Annotated in this window: 15 protein-coding genes; 14 read left to right on the forward strand and 1 reads right to left on the reverse strand. The window is 61.9% G+C overall.

Translation table 11 applies throughout. From position 1 onward, the window contains the following. Nucleotides 1-5: 5 nt before the first annotated feature. The 6 genes from WC421_01870 (at nt 6) to WC421_01895 (ending at nt 7498) form a co-directional block, all read left to right on the forward strand. Nucleotides 6-1568, forward strand: coding sequence for a bifunctional UDP-sugar hydrolase/5'-nucleotidase (locus tag WC421_01870; protein MFA5160968.1), 1563 nt, complete (start codon nt 6-8; stop codon nt 1566-1568). Then, nucleotides 1565-2998 carry a 5'-nucleotidase C-terminal domain-containing protein gene (locus tag WC421_01875; protein ID MFA5160969.1) on the forward strand — a complete coding sequence of 478 codons (1434 nt, stop codon included), beginning with the start codon at nt 1565-1567 and terminating at the stop codon, nt 2996-2998. The genes WC421_01870 and WC421_01875 overlap by 4 nt, the downstream gene beginning before the upstream one ends. Next, nucleotides 2991-4037, forward strand: coding sequence for a DUF1646 family protein (locus WC421_01880; protein MFA5160970.1), 1047 nt, complete (start codon nt 2991-2993; stop codon nt 4035-4037). Before WC421_01875 ends, WC421_01880 begins: the two co-directional genes overlap by 8 nt. Before the next feature lie 115 nt (nt 4038-4152). Beyond that, complete coding sequence (locus tag WC421_01885) at nt 4153-5634, forward strand: trehalose-6-phosphate synthase (GenBank protein MFA5160971.1); 1482 nt, start codon at nt 4153-4155, stop codon at nt 5632-5634. After that, entirely contained in the window at nt 5631-6407 is a 777-nt protein-coding gene (gene otsB / locus WC421_01890; protein MFA5160972.1) for a trehalose-phosphatase, read from the forward strand. The genes WC421_01885 and otsB overlap by 4 nt, the downstream gene beginning before the upstream one ends. Further along, entirely contained in the window at nt 6404-7498 is a 1095-nt protein-coding gene (locus WC421_01895) for a mechanosensitive ion channel family protein (protein ID MFA5160973.1), read from the forward strand. Before otsB ends, WC421_01895 begins: the two co-directional genes overlap by 4 nt. On the opposite strand, the gene WC421_01900 is transcribed toward WC421_01895, so the two are convergent. Next, nucleotides 7383-8567 (reverse strand): glycosyltransferase family 4 protein, encoded by a 1185-nt coding sequence (locus tag WC421_01900; protein MFA5160974.1) that lies wholly within the window; start codon nt 8565-8567, stop codon nt 7383-7385. The genes WC421_01895 and WC421_01900 overlap by 116 nt on opposite strands. Before the next feature lie 115 nt (nt 8568-8682). Between WC421_01900 and guaA the strand changes: the two genes are divergently transcribed. The 8 genes from guaA to purE are packed head-to-tail and all read left to right on the forward strand — an operon-like array spanning nt 8683 to nt 17761. Further along, on the forward strand, nt 8683-10227 hold the full coding sequence (gene guaA, locus WC421_01905) for a glutamine-hydrolyzing GMP synthase (protein ID MFA5160975.1): 1545 nt from the start codon (nt 8683-8685) through the stop codon (nt 10225-10227). Beyond that, complete coding sequence (locus tag WC421_01910) at nt 10214-11080, forward strand: phosphoribosylaminoimidazolesuccinocarboxamide synthase (protein MFA5160976.1); 867 nt, start codon at nt 10214-10216, stop codon at nt 11078-11080. The genes guaA and WC421_01910 overlap by 14 nt, the downstream gene beginning before the upstream one ends. After that, on the forward strand, nt 11071-11517 hold the full coding sequence (locus tag WC421_01915; protein ID MFA5160977.1) for a hypothetical protein: 447 nt from the start codon (nt 11071-11073) through the stop codon (nt 11515-11517). The genes WC421_01910 and WC421_01915 overlap by 10 nt, the downstream gene beginning before the upstream one ends. A gap of 2 nt (nt 11518-11519) precedes the next feature. After that, the gene (gene purL / locus WC421_01920) at nt 11520-13934 is read left to right on the forward strand and encodes a phosphoribosylformylglycinamidine synthase subunit PurL (GenBank protein MFA5160978.1); all 2415 of its coding nucleotides are present in this window, start codon (nt 11520-11522) and stop codon (nt 13932-13934) included. After that, complete coding sequence (purQ, locus tag WC421_01925) at nt 13931-14665, forward strand: phosphoribosylformylglycinamidine synthase I (GenBank protein MFA5160979.1); 735 nt, start codon at nt 13931-13933, stop codon at nt 14663-14665. The genes purL and purQ overlap by 4 nt, the downstream gene beginning before the upstream one ends. An 8-nt stretch (nt 14666-14673) precedes the next feature. After that, nucleotides 14674-16026 carry an amidophosphoribosyltransferase gene (purF, locus tag WC421_01930; GenBank protein MFA5160980.1) on the forward strand — a complete coding sequence of 451 codons (1353 nt, stop codon included), beginning with the start codon at nt 14674-14676 and terminating at the stop codon, nt 16024-16026. After that, nucleotides 16023-17285, forward strand: coding sequence for a phosphoribosylamine--glycine ligase (gene purD, locus WC421_01935; GenBank protein MFA5160981.1), 1263 nt, complete (start codon nt 16023-16025; stop codon nt 17283-17285). The genes purF and purD overlap by 4 nt, the downstream gene beginning before the upstream one ends. After that, nucleotides 17273-17761: a 5-(carboxyamino)imidazole ribonucleotide mutase gene (gene purE / locus WC421_01940; GenBank protein ID MFA5160982.1), complete on the forward strand. Its 489-nt coding sequence runs from the start codon at nt 17273-17275 to the stop codon at nt 17759-17761. Before purD ends, purE begins: the two co-directional genes overlap by 13 nt.

Here is a 17761-nt window from a genome sequence, read left to right on the forward strand (position 1 = left end):
GCATCATGCGAAACAAATTTTTCTTATGGCTGCTGGCGGCGCTGCTGCTGCCCGCCGCTTCAAGCGGCAAAACCATAGTGATTTACCATACCGGCGACGTGCACGGCCATTACCGGGCGCAGGCCGTGGACGGCTCCACCTCCGCAGCCGGCGGGTTCGCGGTGCTGTCCGCGCTGGTCAAAAAAGAAAAAAATCCCTGTATACTGCTTGACGGCGGCGACTGGTATCAGGGAACCCCGGAGGGCAATTTCACAAAAGGGATGGCCTCGGTGCAGATGATGAACATGCTGGGCTACAAGGCTTCCGTCATCGGCAATCACGAGTACGATTACGGGGAGGAGAATTTGAAAATGCTGGTCTCCTCGGCCAGTTTCGCGGTGCTGGGCGGGAATATAAAGAACAAGGCGGACGGCTCACAGGTCTCTTACGCCAAGCCTTATACGATGGTGGAGATAGACGGCGTCAAATTGGGCATAATCGGAATTGCCAACGAGAGGACGCCCTCCTCCACCCTGCCGCATAATGTGGAAAACCTGATTTTCACGGACCAGGCGCAGACCGCCGCCGCGCTTGCCGACGAGGTGAAAAAGCTGGGCGTCAACGCGGCAATCGCGTTGGTGCATGACGGCGGCACCTTCAGATACGGCCCCAGGTTTGACGGCGCGCAGTGGATTGCTTCCGATAAGGATGAGGCTTCAGGCACTCTGGCCGTGGCGCGCGCGGCCAAAGGCGATCTGGCCGTGGTTTTCGGAGCGCATTATCACGTGCTGATGGACAACGGCCACCGCGACGGCATCAGCGGCGCGCTGCTGGCCGAAAGCGGCAGCAACCTGCGCGCGGTAAGCCGGGTGGAGATGAATTTTGACGACGCGACTGGCAAATTCACCGGCGCAACGGACCGTGTTATAGACCTGCGCGCCGCCGAAATCGGCGAGGACGCGGCGGTGAACGCCGCGCTTGAGCCGGTGGAAAAGCGCGTCAGCGAGTTAGTGGACAGGCAGATTGCCGTCGCAGCCGAGCGCATTCCGCTGGCGGCCCGCCCGCCGGATTCGGATTCGCCGCTTGGCGATTTGGTCTGCGACATTATCCGCCGGCATTCCGGCAGCGAGATAGTTTTCCAGAACACGTACGGCATGCGGGCTTCGCTGCCGCAGGGGCCGGTAACGTTGCGCATGGTCTACGAGGTTCTGCCGTTTGAGAATACGCTTATAAGCATGACGCTTTCCGGCGCGCAGCTTGAGGACGTCATGCGCGAAAACCTCAGGGCGGGCCATTCCGTGGTCCAGGCGTCCGGCATGGAGGCGGAGTATGCCGTGGACAGGATGGGCAAAATTTCCTCCCTCAAAATCAGTGTTGGCGGCAGGCCGGTGGAAAAGGACCGCCGTTACACAGTAACCACAAACAGCTTCCTGTCGGAAGGCGGCAGCGGCGGCGAGGCTATTTCCCGCGGCCTGGGCAAAAAAGACACCGGCGTCACCATACGGGACGCTTTTCTGGAAGAGCTTAAAAAAACACCCGCACTTGATTTCCCGAAAACCGGCAGGCTCAGGAGGATAAAACAGGGATGAATTCGCGCCGCGCCGCCGTCTGGCTGCTTGCCGCTTCAGTTCTTGGCTGCGGCTGCGCCAGGACCGACGATATCGCCGTCTATTACGCTGGTGGCGCGCATGGCCGCTTCTGGTCCGAGAAAGACGCCGCCTCCGGCGCGGAGACCGGCGGCTTCGCCGCGCTTAAAAAAATGGTCGCCGCGGAAAAAAAGCCGCATATCCTGCTCTCCGGCGGGGACTGGTCCGCCGGCACACCCGAAGGCGCGCTTACCAGGGGCGAGGCCGCCGTGCAGCTTATGAACATGGCGGGCTACGCCGCCGCCGTCCCCGGCGCGGGGGAGTTTGCGCTGGGCGCCGCGCAGCTTGAGGCCGTGCTGCCGCGCGCGCGGTTTCCGGTGCTGTGCGCCAATGTCTACGACGGCGCCAAGGGCGGGCGCGCGTCTTTCTGCAAGCCGTATGTCATAACCCGGGTCGGGCCGGTTAAGGCGGGCATTATAGGGCTGGTGGGGCCTTCCGCCGCGCGGGCCGTGCCGCGCGAGCTTATGCGCGGCCTTTCCATACGCAATCCCGCCGACGAGGCCAGAAGGCAGGCCGCCGCGCTGGCGCGGGAAAACGTCAAATTCATCATCGCGCTGGTTCAGTTTTCTCCGGAGGAGGACGAGGACGCGCTGCGCGCCGCCGCCCCCGGCATCTCGCTTATCGTCGGCGGCAGGCCGGCGTTGGAGGCGGGCGGGCTTTCCCGCGTGCTGCGCTACGACGCGGCGGTAGGCTCGGTTTCCGGCGCGCTGCGGCGCGCCAGCCGCAGCAGTATCGCGCTGGACGCGCGCCGCTGGGGCAAGGACCCCGCCGTTTCGGCGGAGGCCGGGCGCGTGCGTCGCTCGCTTGAAAAAACGCTGTCCCGCGTTGTGGGGTCGGCGGAGGCGCCGCTGCCGCATTCCGGCTGGCCGGATTCCGCCGCCGCCAATTGGGCGGCGGACTGTCTGCGCCGCTGGGGCCGCGCCGACATGGGCATAATAGCCGAGGATGATGTCGCCTCCGGCCTGGACCAGGGGCGCATAACGCTGCGCCGCCTCTACGAATTATACCCGCGCGACGAGAGCGCGGTGTTTTTCAAAATGCGCGGGGCGGATTTGCAGGCCGCGCTTGGAGAATCCCTGTCTCATAAAGGGCGGCGGCTGTTTATAAGCGGGGCCCGTGCCCGGCTGGATGAAAATGGCGGAAAGCTCGTTTCGCTGGAAATAGACGGCAAGCCTGTTTCGGCAAACAAAATATACCGCGTCTGCGCGCCCGACGGGATGCTGCCCGGCGGCGGCGCGGCGGGTTTTTCGCGCGTGGTGGAATTCGCCAATTCGTGCGAACTCGTGCGTGACAAGCTGCGCTGGTGCATGGGCCGCCAGCGCGGCATGCTCCCGCCGGAGGCGGGCCGCTGGGGGAAGGGGAAAAGTGATTGAGTCTTATCTGCCCGTAGTGGCGCTGTCGTTGGTGATGGCGGCGGTGCTGCTGCTGCCGTTTTCCGTCAAAAAAATTGAAGAGGAACTGGAGATTTTCCTGCTGATAATGGGCGTGGCGGCGGTAACCGTTTCCGGGCAGTGGAGCCGCCATCTGCTGGCGGAATCTTTGCGCGAGCCGCTGCTTATCTCCTGCGCGGTGCTGGCGGCGGGGTTCGCATTCCGGGGGCTGCGCGCGGGACTGCATTCGGCGGCGGCGCTGATGATAGAGAAGCTGGGGCTTCCCGCCGCGGCGTTTATCATTGTGCTGGCTCTGGGGATGTGTTCCAGCGGCGTAACCGCCATAATCGCCGCGCTGGCGCTGTCGGAGGCGATATGCGCCTTCGGATTGGACAGGGACGGCGAGGCCGCCGTCGCCGTTTACGGCTGTTACGCGATAGGCCTGGGCGCCGCGTTGTCGCCGATAGGGGAGCCGCTTTCCGCCATAACCGTGGCCAAATTGAAAGGCCCGCCGCATTTTGCGGACTCGGGCTGGCTGTTTTCAACGCTGGGGGCGTGGATATTGCCGGGGGTGGCCGTGTGCGCTTTCATGGCCGCGCGCGCGGCGCGCCGCTGCGGCGTTTCGGGGCGCGAGCATTCGTCCGGGCGTGAATCCTCCGGCGGCATAATACTGCGCGCGCTTAAAATATATGTGTTTGTCGCCGCGCTGGTGCTGCTGGGCGCGGGGCTTGGGCCGCTTGCGGAAATTTCCACAGGCAAACTGGCGCACTGGCAGCTTTACTGGATAAACTCGCTTTCCGCGGTGCTGGATAACGCCACTCTGGCGGCGGCGGAGATAGTCCCCTCCATGACGCGGCAGCAGATACAGTTCCTGCTTATGGGGCTGCTTGTGGCCGGAGGAATGCTTATACCGGGCAATATCCCCAACATAATATGCGCCTCCAAGCTGGGCATTTCAAGCCGCCGCTGGGCGGCGCTGGCGCTGCCGCCGGGCATTGCGCTGATGGCGGTTTATTTCGCGCTTTTGTCGCTGGCGCGGTAAAAAGATACAATCTTGCCGGGTCCGGGAGCGGTTTCCCGGAGGTTTTTGTGATGGTCGGGCCGCCATCCGCAATTATTCCGGGCGGTTTTGCCGCCGTCCGGCAACGGAGGCGGTTATGTGGACAAAAAGCGGGCTTCAGAAACTCACCAGGGAAAAACTGTCGGATTATGTGTTTGTTACGGCGTCCAACCGGCAGCCCTACGTTCATAACAACAAATTCGGAAAAGTAACGGTCAGCCGCGGCTCAGGCGGCGTCATCACCGCGCTGGACCCTGTAATGCAGGCCTGCAACGGCGTCTGGGTCGCCTGGGGCAACGGCGACGCCGATAAAAAAGCGGCGGATGCCTCTGGCCGGCTGGCTGTTCCGCCGGACAACCCGGCATACACGTTAAAACGGATATGGCTCTCCAAAGCCGATGAAATCGGCTATTATTATGGGTTTTCCAACGAGGCGATATGGCCGCTGTGCCATACCGTGTTCAACCGCCCCGCCTTCCGGCAGGAGGACTGGGACAGCTACGTCAAGGTGAACCGGAAATTCGCAGACGCCATCGCCGCCGAGTTGCAGGGGCGCAAGGCCTTTGTGTGGATTCAGGATTACCATCTGTGCCTGCTGCCAGCCATGCTCAAGGAAAAGCTGCCGAACCAGATTATCTCGGCCCATTTCTGGCATATTCCATGGCCGGCGCACGAGGTGTTCCGCATTTTCCCCAGGAAAAAAGAGATACTGGAGGGGCTGCTGGCCAACGACATGCTGGGCTTCCACATCCGCCTGCATTGCAGCAATTTCCTGGATGTCGTGGACCGCGAGCTGGAATGCAAGATAGACCGGGAGCGCCACTCCGTAGTGCGCGGCGGGCGCGAGACGCTGGTGCGCCCCTTCCCGATAAGCGTGGATTATGCCGATATACGCAAATCCCTCTCCCTCCAGAAAATAAAGGAGCTTAAGCAGCAGATAACCGAGGAATTCCCTATCGGCGGCAAAAAGCTGCTGCTGGGGCTGGACCGGATTGATTACACCAAGGGAATACCGGAGCGGCTGCTGGCGGTGGACAGAATGCTGGAAAAGCACCCCGAGCTTGCCGAGCAGTTCGTGTTCCTGCAGATGGGCGAGCTCAGCCGCCTCCACATCCCGCGCTACAAGCAGCTCAACGACGAGATAAACTCGCTGGTTGAGCAGATAAACTGGAAGCACTCCACCGATTCGTGGAAGCCCATCATCCTCATCCGCCGGCATCTGAATTACCCGGAGCCGCTGGCCTTCTACGACTTGGGCGATGTCTGCGTGGTAAGCTCGCTGCACGACGGGATGAATCTTGTCGCCAAGGAATATGTGGCCGCCGCCGGCGAAGACAAGGGCATGCTGGTGCTGAGCCGCTTCACCGGCGCGTCCAGGGAACTGACAGACGCCGTGCTGATAAACCCCTACGACCGGGAGCAGTTCGCCGAGGCGCTCTACTCCGCCGTTACAATGCCGCAGGAGGAGCGCCGCCGCCGCATGCTTAAAATGAAGCAGGTGGTGGAGGAAAACAACATCTACCGCTGGGCGGGAAAAATAATATCGGAGCTGCTGAAACTGGATTTCGCCGAGCAATGAGAAACCTCCTTAAGGCGTGGCCGCATCTGGCCCGGCGGCTGTCCGGGAAAAAGCTGCTGCTTATGCTGGATTATGACGGCACGTTGGCCCCCATACGCGCCGTGCCCGGCAAGGCCGCGCTGCCCGCGCGCACGAGAAAACTGCTTGAGCATCTGGCGGCCAGGCCGTCGGTGATGATAGCCATAGTCAGCGGGCGGGACCTGCGCTATCTGCGCAAAGCCATAGGGCTGAAAAACATCATATATGCGTCAAACCACGGCTTCCGGATATCGGGCCGGGGCATGAAATTTTCCGTGCGCGTCCGGCGCGGGCCGCTGGCGGCCTTCCGCCGGGAGCTGGCGGCAGCGGCGGCGGGAACGCGCGGCGCGCTTGTGGAGAACAAGGAATTTTCCGCCGCGCTGCATTACCGCCGCGCCCGCCCTTCGGACGCCAGGCGGCTGCGGGCGGTTTTTATGAGGCTGCTGGCCCGGCATCCGGGGCTTGAGGCCGGGCGCGGTAAAAAAGTGCTGGAGGCCGCGCCCGTTTTAAGATGGGATAAAGGCCGGGCGGTTTTGTATATTATAGAGAAGGTCCGGGCGGAGGAAGGCGCAATCGTCCCTCTGTATATAGGCGACGACCGCACCGACGAGAACGCTTTCCGCGCGCTCGCCGGCAGGGGCGTTGCGGCCAGGGTGGGCAGGAAAAAAAACACCCGCGCCCGGTATTATCTTGAAAACACCGCAAAGGTGGCGGAACTGCTGGCCGCTGTTGCGCGCGCCGCGGAGGCGACATGACATATAAACATATTCTGGGTTATGCCGTTATGGGCAATGCCGTGCAGCAGTGGCTTATCTGCGCGGCGGCGCTGCTGTCTGCGCTGCTGGCGCTGCATGTTTTCAAGATGTCGGTGATGGCCTTTCTGCGCAAGCTCGCCGAGAAAACCGAGACAACGCTGGATGATTTGCTGCTGGAGGTCTTTGACAGCCGGGTTTACCCGTATTTCTATTTCCTGGCGGTATATTTCTCCGCAAAGTCCCTGACCCTGACACTGCGCATGCACCACGCGCTGGACATGGCCGCGAAAGTGGCTCTTTCGCTGATGATTGTGGTGGCGGTTTCGGACATAGTGTCGCATATATTCAAGGAATATGTTTTCAAGGGAAGGGGCGAGGGCGAGCGCAAACAATTCTCCGGCATCATACTGCTGGTGAAGGCCGCCGTCTGGTGTTTCGGCGGCATACTGATACTGGACAACCTGGGCGTCAAGATATCCGCGCTGGTAGCCGGCATGGGCATCAGCGGCGTGGCCGTCGCCCTGGCCGCGCAGACGGTGCTAAAGGATTTGTTCAGCTATTTCGCCATACTCTTTGACAGGCCTTTCGCCGTCGGCGACTTCGTCATCGTCGGCGCGGAGATGGGAACCATAGAGCATATCGGCATAAAGACCACCCGCCTGCGCAGTTTGAGCGGCGAGGAGATAATCTGCTCCAACAGCGACCTTGTTGAAAACCGGCTGCACAATTACAAGCGCATGTCCCGCAGGCGCGTGGTGCTGCGTTTCGGCATTCCCTATGAAAGCCCTTCCGCGGCGATGAAGCAGCTGCCGGAGGCCATAAAACGCATTGTCGGCGGCGTTTCCGGCGCAACCTTTGACCGGGCCCATTTCGCCGAATTCGGGGATTTCAGCCTCATACACGAAGTTGTCTATTACGTGGAGGACCCGGATTATGCCGTGTTCATGGACAGGCAGCAGGAAATAAACCTGAAGGTCAGGGAAGAGCTTGAGCGGCTGGGCCTGCGCCTGGCGTATCCGACGCGGACTCTGCATGTGCCGCCCGGCGGCTTATCAGCTCAAGATACCGCTGCTCGGTCTTTGCGACCATAGCCGCCGCTGTAAGGTTGGCGAGCGCGAAGTCCAGCGCCTTGCCCGCCATTTGCAGCGCGTCGGCCCGTTTGGACACGGACTCGCGCATAATTTCCGCCAGCCGGCTGGCGTTTCCCGCCGGAAAAATCCTGCCGGAAAAGCCGTCTTTTATTATTTCGCGGTGGCCGCCAATGTCGCTGGCTATCACCGGCACGCCCATCGCCATTGATTCGCGCAGCGAGCCGGAAACCGCCTCCCCCGCGATTGCGGCGTTGACGCTTGCCGACAGGACCGAAATTATTTCCGGCACATCCTCCCGGAACCCCAGCAGGCGCAGACGCTGTTCGCCCAGGCCGAGCTTGCGCGCCTCGCCCTTTATCCATTCCCCGTCGGTGTCCCTGCCGGCGCAGACGAAAGCCGCCTTTACGTTCTGCTTCAGCAGTCCTGCGGCTGCGGCAAGGAAAATGTGCTGGCCCTTGTCGCGGCTGCAATTGCCGATAAGCCCTATTATCGGCATGCCGTCGGGAAAGCCCAGTTCCCCCAGCACGGCCCAGTCCGGCTTGCGTGGCGCAAAGCGCGTTTCGTCCACGCCGCTGTAGACGACGGTTATTTTTTCGCGGGCTATGCCGTAATCGGCCAGTATTTGCGCCACCGCTTCCGCCACGGCGATATAGCCGCTCACGCGCGGGCTTTTGTACTTGAACCGGCTGAACAGGTTGCGCCGCAGCGGATGCGACACCCTGCGCGAAACGATAAACGGCGCGCGGTGCGCCGCTATGTAACAGGCCGCCAGTCCCGCCGCGTGCGCCATGGGATGATGCGCGTGTATTATGTCCGGCTTTTCGGCGTCTATCAGCCTTGCCAGCTTGAGCGCCGCGGCTATGTCGTAATCCTGAAAAGGCTGCCAGTTGATGGTTCTGACCCCGCAGCACGATGCGCGGGCGAAAAGCGTGCCGTTCCGGGGGCAGATGGCCACCACCTCCCAGCCGTGCCTTGCCAGCCCCTGCGCCAGCATCAGCATCTGCGTCGCGCCGCCGGACCAGCCGACGCTTTCGCTTATAAGGAAGATCTTGCCGCGCGAGTTGTCCATATAGAATTAACGCCGCGCCGCGCGCCTTTATTGCCGCCGCGGAAATTTGCTAGATTAAATTGTACCAAGGTGCTGTCCGTTATCCGAAAAAATTTCCGTCGCGGAGGCCCCATTGATGAGCGGAGCCGGAACGATAATTGTGCTGGACTTCGGTAGCCAGTACACCCAGCTTATAGCGCGCAGGCTGCGCGAGCGGGGGGTTTATGCCGAGATACTGCCTTTTCACGCGCCGGCGGGGGAGATAAAAGCCAAAAACCCCGCCGGCCTTGTCTTTTCCGGCGGGCCGGCCAGCGTGCACCAGGCCAAATCCCCCAGGCCGGACCCGGCGGTATACTCAATGGGGCTGCCGGTGCTGGGGATATGCTACGGCATGCAGCTTCTGGCCAGCGAAAGCGGCGGCAAAGTCGCCCCCGCCGGAAAGCGGGAATATGGTTTTGCGGAAGTTTCCGTTTCGCTCAAAAATTGCCCGCTTTTCGCGGGGGTCAAACCGCGCTTCAAGGCGTGGATGAGCCACGGCGACGCCGTTGAAAACACCGGCGCGGGCTTCCGCTCCGCCGCGAAAACCGCCGATTCCGGTTTTGCCGCCGCCGTGGACGCAAAACGCGGTTGGTATGCGGTGCAGTTCCATCCCGAAGTCGCGCATACCGGCGAAGGCGCCAAAATACTGGATAATTTTGCCCGCAAAATCTGCGGCGTGAAAGGCCGGTGGACGCCGGCCTCCATGATTGAGGAATCCGTCGCCCGCATAAAAGAGCAGGCCGGCGGGGACAGCGTCATATGCGGCCTCTCTGGCGGGGTGGATTCGTCGGTGGTGGCCGCGCTTGCCCAGCGCGCGGTCGGCGACCGGCTTTTCTGCATTTTCGTGGACACCGGCCTGCTGCGCGCCGGAGACAGGGAGCGCGTTGAAAAGCACCTTGGCCGCGAGCTGGGGCTGCGCGTCAAAACCGTGGACGCCTCCGCGCTGTTTCTCAAGCGGCTTTCCGGTGTGGAAGAGCCGGAAAAAAAGCGCAAAATAATCGGCAAAACCTTCATAGAGGTCTTTGAGCGCGAGGCCCGCCGCGTCAAAAACGCCAAATTCCTGGCACAGGGGACGCTGTATCCCGATGTTATAGAGTCGGTTTCCGTGCTGGGGCCTTCGGCGGCGATAAAAAGCCATCATAATGTGGGCGGCCTGCCGGAGAAAATGAAGCTAAAGCTCATAGAGCCGCTGCGCTTCCTGTTCAAGGACGAGGTGCGCGCGCTGGGCCGCAGCATGGGCATTTCAGACGAGATTCTGGAAATACAGCCTTTTCCCGGACCCGGCCTTGCCATACGGATACTGGGCGAAGTTACGCCCCAGCGGCTGGCGCTGGTCCGCGCGGCGGACGCCATCGCGCGCGAGGAATTGCGGCGCGACGGCTGGCACAGGAAGGCGTGGCAGTCTTTTGCCGCGCTGCTGCCGGTTAAATCGGTGGGTGTGATGGGCGACGAGCGCACCTACGAAAACGTAATCGCGCTGCGCTCGGTGGACAGTTCCGACGGCATGACCGCGGACTGGACCCGCCTCCCGCACGAACTGCTGCGGCGCATATCCAGCCGCATAGTAAGCGAACTTAGGGGAATAAACAGGGTTGTCTATGACATCACTTCAAAACCGCCCGCAACAATTGAATGGGAATGAGCTGCCTCTGCCGCTTCTGCGCCGCGGCAAGGTAAGGGACGTCTACGATTTGGGCGATAAGCTGCTGCTGCTAGCCACGGACCGCCTGTCGGCCTTTGACTGGGTGCTGCCGACTCCGGTCCCGGAAAAAGGCGCGCTGCTTACCGCCATCAGCGAATTCTGGTTCGGCAAAACCGCGCATATCGCGCCCAATCATTTCATCTCCCGCCCTAAGGAAATCGGCGGCGTGAAACTTTCCGATTGGCAGGCCGCGCGCGCCACGCTGGTTAAAAAGGCCAAACGCATAGATTATGAATGCGTTGTGCGCGGCTGGCTGTCCGGCTCCGGCTGGAGCGAGTATGAGAAAACCGGCGCGGTTTGCGGCGAGAAGCTGCCGCCCGGGCTGCATGAATCCGAGAGGCTGCCCGTCCCGATATTCACCCCCGCCGCCAAAAACGACACCGGCCATGACGAGAACGTCAGCTTCGCCCGCATGGCTGCGGACTTGGGCGCGGAAAAAGCCGCCGCTTTGCGCGATTTAAGCCTCGCCCTTTACAATTTCGGCGCGCAATGGCTGGAGCCGCGCGGCATAATCCTTGCCGACACCAAATTTGAGTTCGGCGAAATAGACGGCGAAATAACCGTCATAGACGAGCTGCTGACGCCGGATTCCTCGCGTTTCTGGGACAAGACTTTCTGGAAGCCCGGCGGCTCGCCGCCCAGTTTTGACAAGCAGTTCGCGCGCGATTACCTGAGCGGCTGCGGCTGGGACAAAAACTCCCCGCCTCCGCCGCTTCCGCCGGAGATAACGGAAAAAACGGCGGCCAGATACAGGGAGGCTTTCTCCCGGATAACGGAGCGGACATGGAAATAGAGGTTTGCCTTAAACCGCAGTTCATGGACGCCGGCGCCGCCGGCGCGATGCACGAGTTAAACCTGGCGGGGGAGGCGGAAATCTCCGCCGCCAGAACCGCCAGGATTTACTCATTTTCCGGCGATATTCCCCGCGCGCGGCTGGGCGAAATCGCGGGAAAGCTGCTCTGCGACCCTGTAACCGAAAGCTGGGGTTTTTCGCCTTACCTTTTGCCGGAAAAGGGCTGGAAGCGGGTGGAGGTTCGGTTCAAAAATTCCGTTACCGACCCCGCCGGCGAAAGCGTGGAGGAGGCCCTTGCCGGGAAACTGCCGCCGGGCTGCCGGGTGCGCTGCGCCGACGTGTATCTGTTCAAGACCGCCGCCGGGGCGCAAAAGCTGGAGCGCGCCGTGCTGGATACCCTCGCAAACGAGCTTGTGTGCGCCGTAAAGGTGATATAACCATGCCAACCCTTGCAAAACCCCTTCCCGTAAAAGCGGAACTTGAGGATTTCCTGAAACTCTCCGGCTCGTCGCTCTTGGCCCTGAGCAAAGAATACGGCTGGTCGCTCAACCGGCCTGAGATGGAGTTGGCGCAAAAGTATTTCGGAAAGCTGGGCCGTCCGCCCTCGCGCGGCGAGATGGAGACCATAGCCCAGACCTGGTCCGAGCATTGCAAGCACAAGACGTTCTCCGGCCCCGTGAAATTCACAAGCGGCGGCAGAACCGAGCGCATCCCCAATCTTTTCAAGGAAACCATAGTAAAGGCCACGCGCGAACTGGACAAGAAATGGTGCCTGTCGGTTTTTGAAGACAATGCCGGCGTGGTGGAATTCGGCAAAGGCGGCAAATGGGCGCTGGCCTTCAAGGCCGAAACCCACAACCACCCCTGCGCGCTGGAGCCGTACGGCGGCTCGGAAACCGGCGTGGGCGGCGTTATCCGCGACGTGTTGGGAGTGGGGCTTGGCGCAAAACCGGTGCTTAACACCGATATTTTCTGCTTCGCGCCGCCGGGACTGCGCGAAAACCTGCCGCAAAGCGCGCTTGCGCCGGAGCGGGTGCTGCGCGGCGTCGTAACCGGCGTGCGCGATTACGGCAACCGCATGGGCATACCGACTGCGGCGGGCGCGGTGTGCTTTGACAAGGGGTATATGCTCAACCCGCTGGTGTTTGTGGGCACCGTCGGCATAATGCCGCGCAAGGCGGTGCATAAGGAAGTCCGCCCTGGCGACCTTATAGTCTGCGCCGGCGGCAGGACAGGCCGGGACGGCATTCACGGCGCGACATTCTCCTCCGCGGATATAGACGAGGATTCGCCGGCGTCGGCTGTGCAGATAGGCCATCCCCTTAACGAAAAGCGGGTGCTGGACGCGCAGCTTAAAGCGCGCGACCGCAGCCTTTACCGCGGGGTTACGGATTGCGGCGCGGGCGGGTTTTCCTCGGCAATCGGCGAACTGGGCGCGGAAACCGGCGCGCGGGTGTATCTGGAGCGCGCGCCGCTCAAGGACGCCGCCGTGCTGGACTGGGAAATCTGGGTTTCCGAATCCCAGGAGCGCATGATATACGCCGTCCCTCCGGGAAAACTGCGCGAGTTTGAGAATGTTTTCGCGGGCGAGGGCTGCCAGACCGCCGTGCTGGGCGAGTTTTCCGGCAAAAGGCTTTGCGTAACCTATAACGGAAAAACAGTGGTTGACCTGGATATGGAATTCCTGCACGGCGCCTGCCCCAAAATAGAAAAACCCGCCGTCTGGAAGCCGGCAAAGCCGCGCCGCGCAAAACTTCGCAAAACCGGCGCCCGGTTTTTAGAGGACATGCTGGCAAACCTCAATATTTGCAGCCGGGAGTTCATGATACGCCAGTACGACCACGAGGTGCAGGGCGGCACGGTCTTAAAGCCGCTTTCCGGCGCAAACGGCGGCCCGCAGGACGGCTGCGTCATCTGGCCGCATGCCGCCACCGGCGACACCCGCGATTATTGCGGCTTTGCCGCGGCGCACGGCATCAACCCCGCCGCCGGCAAAATAGACCCCTACGAGATGGCCCTCCAGTGCGCCGACGAGGCGATGCGCGGCCTGGCCTGCATGGGCGCGGACGTCTCCCGCGCGGCTTTGCTGGACAATTTCTGCTGGGGCAGCCCGGAGAACAAAACGCTCATGGGCGCGCTGGTGCTGGCCGCGCGCGGCTGCTACGACGCCGCAAAGGCGTATCAGGCGCCGTTTATATCGGGCAAGGACAGTTTTTACAACCAGGCCAAAGACGCGCGCGGCAGGAATTTGGCCATTCCCTGCACTCTGCTGGTTTCGGCTGTGGCGCCGGTGGAGGATGTGCGGCGCACAATCAGCTCGGATTTGAAGCGCGACGGCTCCGCGCTCTATATTCTGGGCGCGACGCGCGACGATATCGGCCCCTCGGTATACCGCGAGATGACGGGGATAAGCTGCAACAGCCTTTCAAAGACCGATGCCGCCGGGAATTTCGCGCTCTACAAGGCGCTGGCAAAGGCGATGGGCAGGGGGCTGGTCCTGTCGGCGCATGACTGTTCTCAGGGCGGGCTTGCCGTCTGCGCGGCGGAAATGGCTTTTGCCGGCGGCATCGGCGCGGAAATAGTGCTGGACGCCGCGCCTTATGAAGGCCCCGGCCTTTCGCCGGAGATGCTGCTGTATTCCGAAACCTCCGGCAGAATACTGCTTGAAGTTTCTCCGCAGGACGAGAAAAAATTCCTCGCCGCCATGAAGGGCTTTGCCGCCGCGCGCATAGGCCGCACAGGCGGGAAGGAGCTGGGCTTTGTCTGGCAGGGCGCGCCGTATCTGGCGGCGGATATTGAAAGGCTGCGGCTGCGCTGGCAAAACGGCCTGGTGGCCGCGCTGGAGGGAAAATGAGCAAAGCGAAAGTCCTTGTGGTGCGCGCCCCCGGCACCAACTGCGACTGCGAGACGGCGGATTCCTTCCGCCACCTAGGCGCGGCGGCGCAGGCGGTTGTTATCGGCGATATAGTCTCCGGCAAAACCGCGTTTTCGGATTTTGACATCGCCGCTTTCCCCGGCGGGTTTTCCTACGGCGATTATATCGCCGCCGGCAGAATTCACGCCGCCGCGCTGGATAAAGTGCGCGGCGAACTTGAGCGTTTCATAAAATCCGGCAGGCCGGTAATCGGGATATGCAACGGCTTCCAGATCCTTGTGAAGGCCGGTCTGCTGCCTTTTGCCGGCGGGCAGAGCGCGAGCTTTACCTTCAACGACAACGGGCGCTTCACCGCCAGATGGGTGCGGCTGAAGGTCAACCCCAAAAGCCGCTGCCTGTTCACCCAAAACCTGCCGGCGGAGATTGACCTGCCCATCGCCCACGGCGAGGGGAAATTCGTAACGCGGTCCGCCGCGGTGTTGTCCGAAATACGGGCGGGGCATTGCGCCGCGCTGCAATATGTTGAAAACCCCAACGGCGCGCAGGACGATATCGCCGGGCTTTGCAACCCGGAAGGCAACTGTTTCGGGCTTATGCCGCATCCGGAGCGGTTCGCCTTCCCGTTCCAGCATCCGGGCTGGCGCAAAAACCGCTCCTCCCGCGCCGACGGGATGGATATACTGGCCAACGCGGTCAGATACGTCAACTAGGAAAAAATATGTGCGGAATATTTGCGATAGCCAATCATAAAGACAGCGCGAGGCTGGCCCACCTGGGGCTTTTCTCGCTTCAGCACCGCGGGCAGGAAAGCGCGGGGATTGTCGTGGATAACGGAGGCAAACTCTCCGCCTGCGTGGGGATGGGGCTGGTCGCCAATGTGTTTTCCGACGAGATTCTGGCGCATATGCCCGGAACCGGCGCGGTGGGGCATGTGCGCTACTCCACCGCCGGGGCCAGTATGATAAAAAACGCCCAGCCGCTTTTATACAGCCACATTCACGGGCAGGTGTCCATCGCGCATAACGGCACACTCACCAACGCGCTCGCCCTGCGCCGCGAACTGGAGAAAAAGGGCGCCATTTTCCAGTCCTCCACCGACAGCGAGATAATAGTCCATCTCATGGCGCGCGAAAAAGGCCCGCTGGAAAACGCGGTGGTCAAAAGCCTGCCCAAACTCTGCGGCTCTTATTCCTTTATTTTTCTTGCGCCGGGGAAAATCATCGCGGCGCGCGACCCGCTGGGGTTCCGCCCGCTGGTGCTGGGCCGGGCGGGAAAGTCGTACATTCTCGCCTCCGAAACTCCGGCCATAGAAACCGCCGGCGGCAAAATAGTGCGCGAGATTGAGCCGGGGGAGGTAATCTCCATTTCCGGCGGGGTTTGCAAGACGGTGCACAGGTTCAAAAGCCCCGGAAAAACCGCAATCTGCATTTTTGAGAGGATTTATTTCGCCAGGCCGGACGCAATAGTGGAGGGCAAAAGCATACAGTCCTGCCGTTACGACATGGGCCGGCGGCTGGCGCGCGAGATGAAGGGAATCAAAGCGGACATGGTTGTGCCGGTCCCGGATTCCGGCACTCACGCGGCGTTCGGGTTCTCCAAGGAATCGGGCATACCGCTTAAAATGGCGCTGATGCGGAATCATTACATGGGCCGCTCCTTCATAAACTTCACCCAGTCCATAAGGGAGCTGACGGTGCGCCTCAAGCTTTCCCCCATCACGGATCTGGTGAAGGGAAAGGACATAATCCTCTGCGACGATTCCATAGTGCGCGGCACCACCTCGCGCAAAATAGTCGCGGGGCTGCGCCGGGCGGGCGCGCGGAAAATTTATATGGCCATCTCCTCGCCGCCCATCATCTCGCCCTGCTATTACGGAATAGACACTCCCACAAAAGAAGAGCTTATCGCCAACCGTATGAATGTGGAGGAGACGCGCCGCTACCTCGGCGCGGACGGCCTGCACTACCTGAGCGAGGCCAGCCTGCTGGAAGCCGCCGGCGGGACGGAAAACGTCTTCTGCACGGCCTGCTTCACGGGAAAATATCCGGCAAAGAACCCGGATTTCGCATGAACATACTTTTAATCGGCTCCGGCGGAAGGGAACATGCGGTAGCGTGGAAGCTGGCGCAAAGCCCGTCGCTGGGAACATTATATTGCGCGCCCTCCTCCGCCGCGATAGCGGAGCTGGCGCAGACCGCCCCGGTTGACGCGGAGGATTTCGCCGCCGTCGCGGACTTCTGCGCCGGCAAATCGGTTGATTTGGTTTTCGTGGGGCCGGAGGCGCCGCTTGCCGCCGGAATCGCCGATTTCCTGCGCGCGCGCGGCATTGCCGTGTTCGGGCCGGGCAGGGAGGGGGCGCTGCTGGAAGCCTCCAAAAGCCGGGCCAAGCAGTTCATGCTCAGATACGGCATTCCCACCGCCGCGGCGCGGACTTTCGACGACGCCGCCGCGGCAAAGGCTGCGGTGATGGAATCCCCGCTGCCGGTTGTGGTCAAAGCCGACGGGCTTGCCGCCGGAAAAGGCGTGCGGGTGTGCTTTACCCGCGAAGACGCGCTTGCCGCCGTATCCGATTTCATGGAGAAGAAAATTTTCGGCGGCGCGGGCGCGCGCGCGGTGCTGGAGGAGTTCATGACGGGAAGCGAAGCCTCCGCCATGGCTTTCTGCGACGGCAAAAAATGCCTGCCGCTTCCCCTTGCGCGCGACCACAAACGGCTGCTGGACGGCGACAAGGGCCCCAACACCGGCGGCATGGGCGCCTGCTGCCCGCTGCCGGATGTTGACTCAAAAACCAAAGCCGCCATCGCCTCCATTTTTGACGGTTTCCTGCGCGGCATAGCCGGAGACGGGATTGATTACCGCGGCGTCATATACGCCGGGCTGATGCTGACGCCTCAGGGGCCCAAGGTGGTGGAATTCAACTGCCGGCTGGGCGACCCGGAAACGCAATGCCTGCTGCCAATGCTGGACTGCGACCTGGCGGCAGCCGCAAAAGCCTGCGCCGACGGCAATCTTCCCGCCGGCGCAATCCCCGTCAAAAGCGGGGCCTGCGCCGCCGTGGTGCTGGCCGCGCGCGGCTATCCCGATTCGCCGGAGAAGGGAAAAATAATCTCCGGCCTTGAAAACGCGGCGCGGCTGGAAAACACCGCGCTGTTCCACGCCGGGACCGCAAAAACCGCCGACGGCTGGGTTACAGCTGGCGGGCGGGTGCTGGCGGCAAGCGCGCTGGGCGCGGATTTGCCCGCCGCAATCGCGGCGGCCTACAGGGCCGCCGCTGAAATCCGTTTTGACGGAATGCAATACCGCGGGGACATAGGATTATGGAAAAAATAAAAGTCGCCGTTGTGATGGGAAGCGAAAGCGATCTGCCGGTCATGCGCAAGGCCTGCGACACTCTCAAAACGCTTGGCATAGCGCATAAAACATTCATCGCCTCGGCGCACAGGACGCCGGAGCTGTTGGCTGCTATCGTCGCCCGCTGCGAGCGCGCGGGCGCGCTGGTCTACATCGCCGGCGCGGGCGGCGCGGCGCATTTGCCCGGCGTAATCGCCAGCATGACGCTGCGTCCTGTTATAGGCGTGCCGGTCAATTCAAAGCTCTCCGGACTGGATTCGCTGCTGTCTATCGCCCAAATGCCCTCCGGCGTGCCGGTGGCGGCGATGGCGGTGGACGGTTCAGCCAACGCCGCCATACTAGCCGCGCAGATTCTGGCGGCGGCGGATAAAAACATTCACAAAAAACTGGCGCTGCTGCGCCGGGGCGCGGCTGAAAAAATTTCGCAGGCTAACGACAGGCTCAATAAGGAGTGA

The sequence above is a fragment of the Elusimicrobiales bacterium genome, from assembly GCA_041651175.1.
Taxonomy (GTDB): Bacteria; Elusimicrobiota; Elusimicrobia; order Elusimicrobiales; family Elusimicrobiaceae; genus JAQTYB01.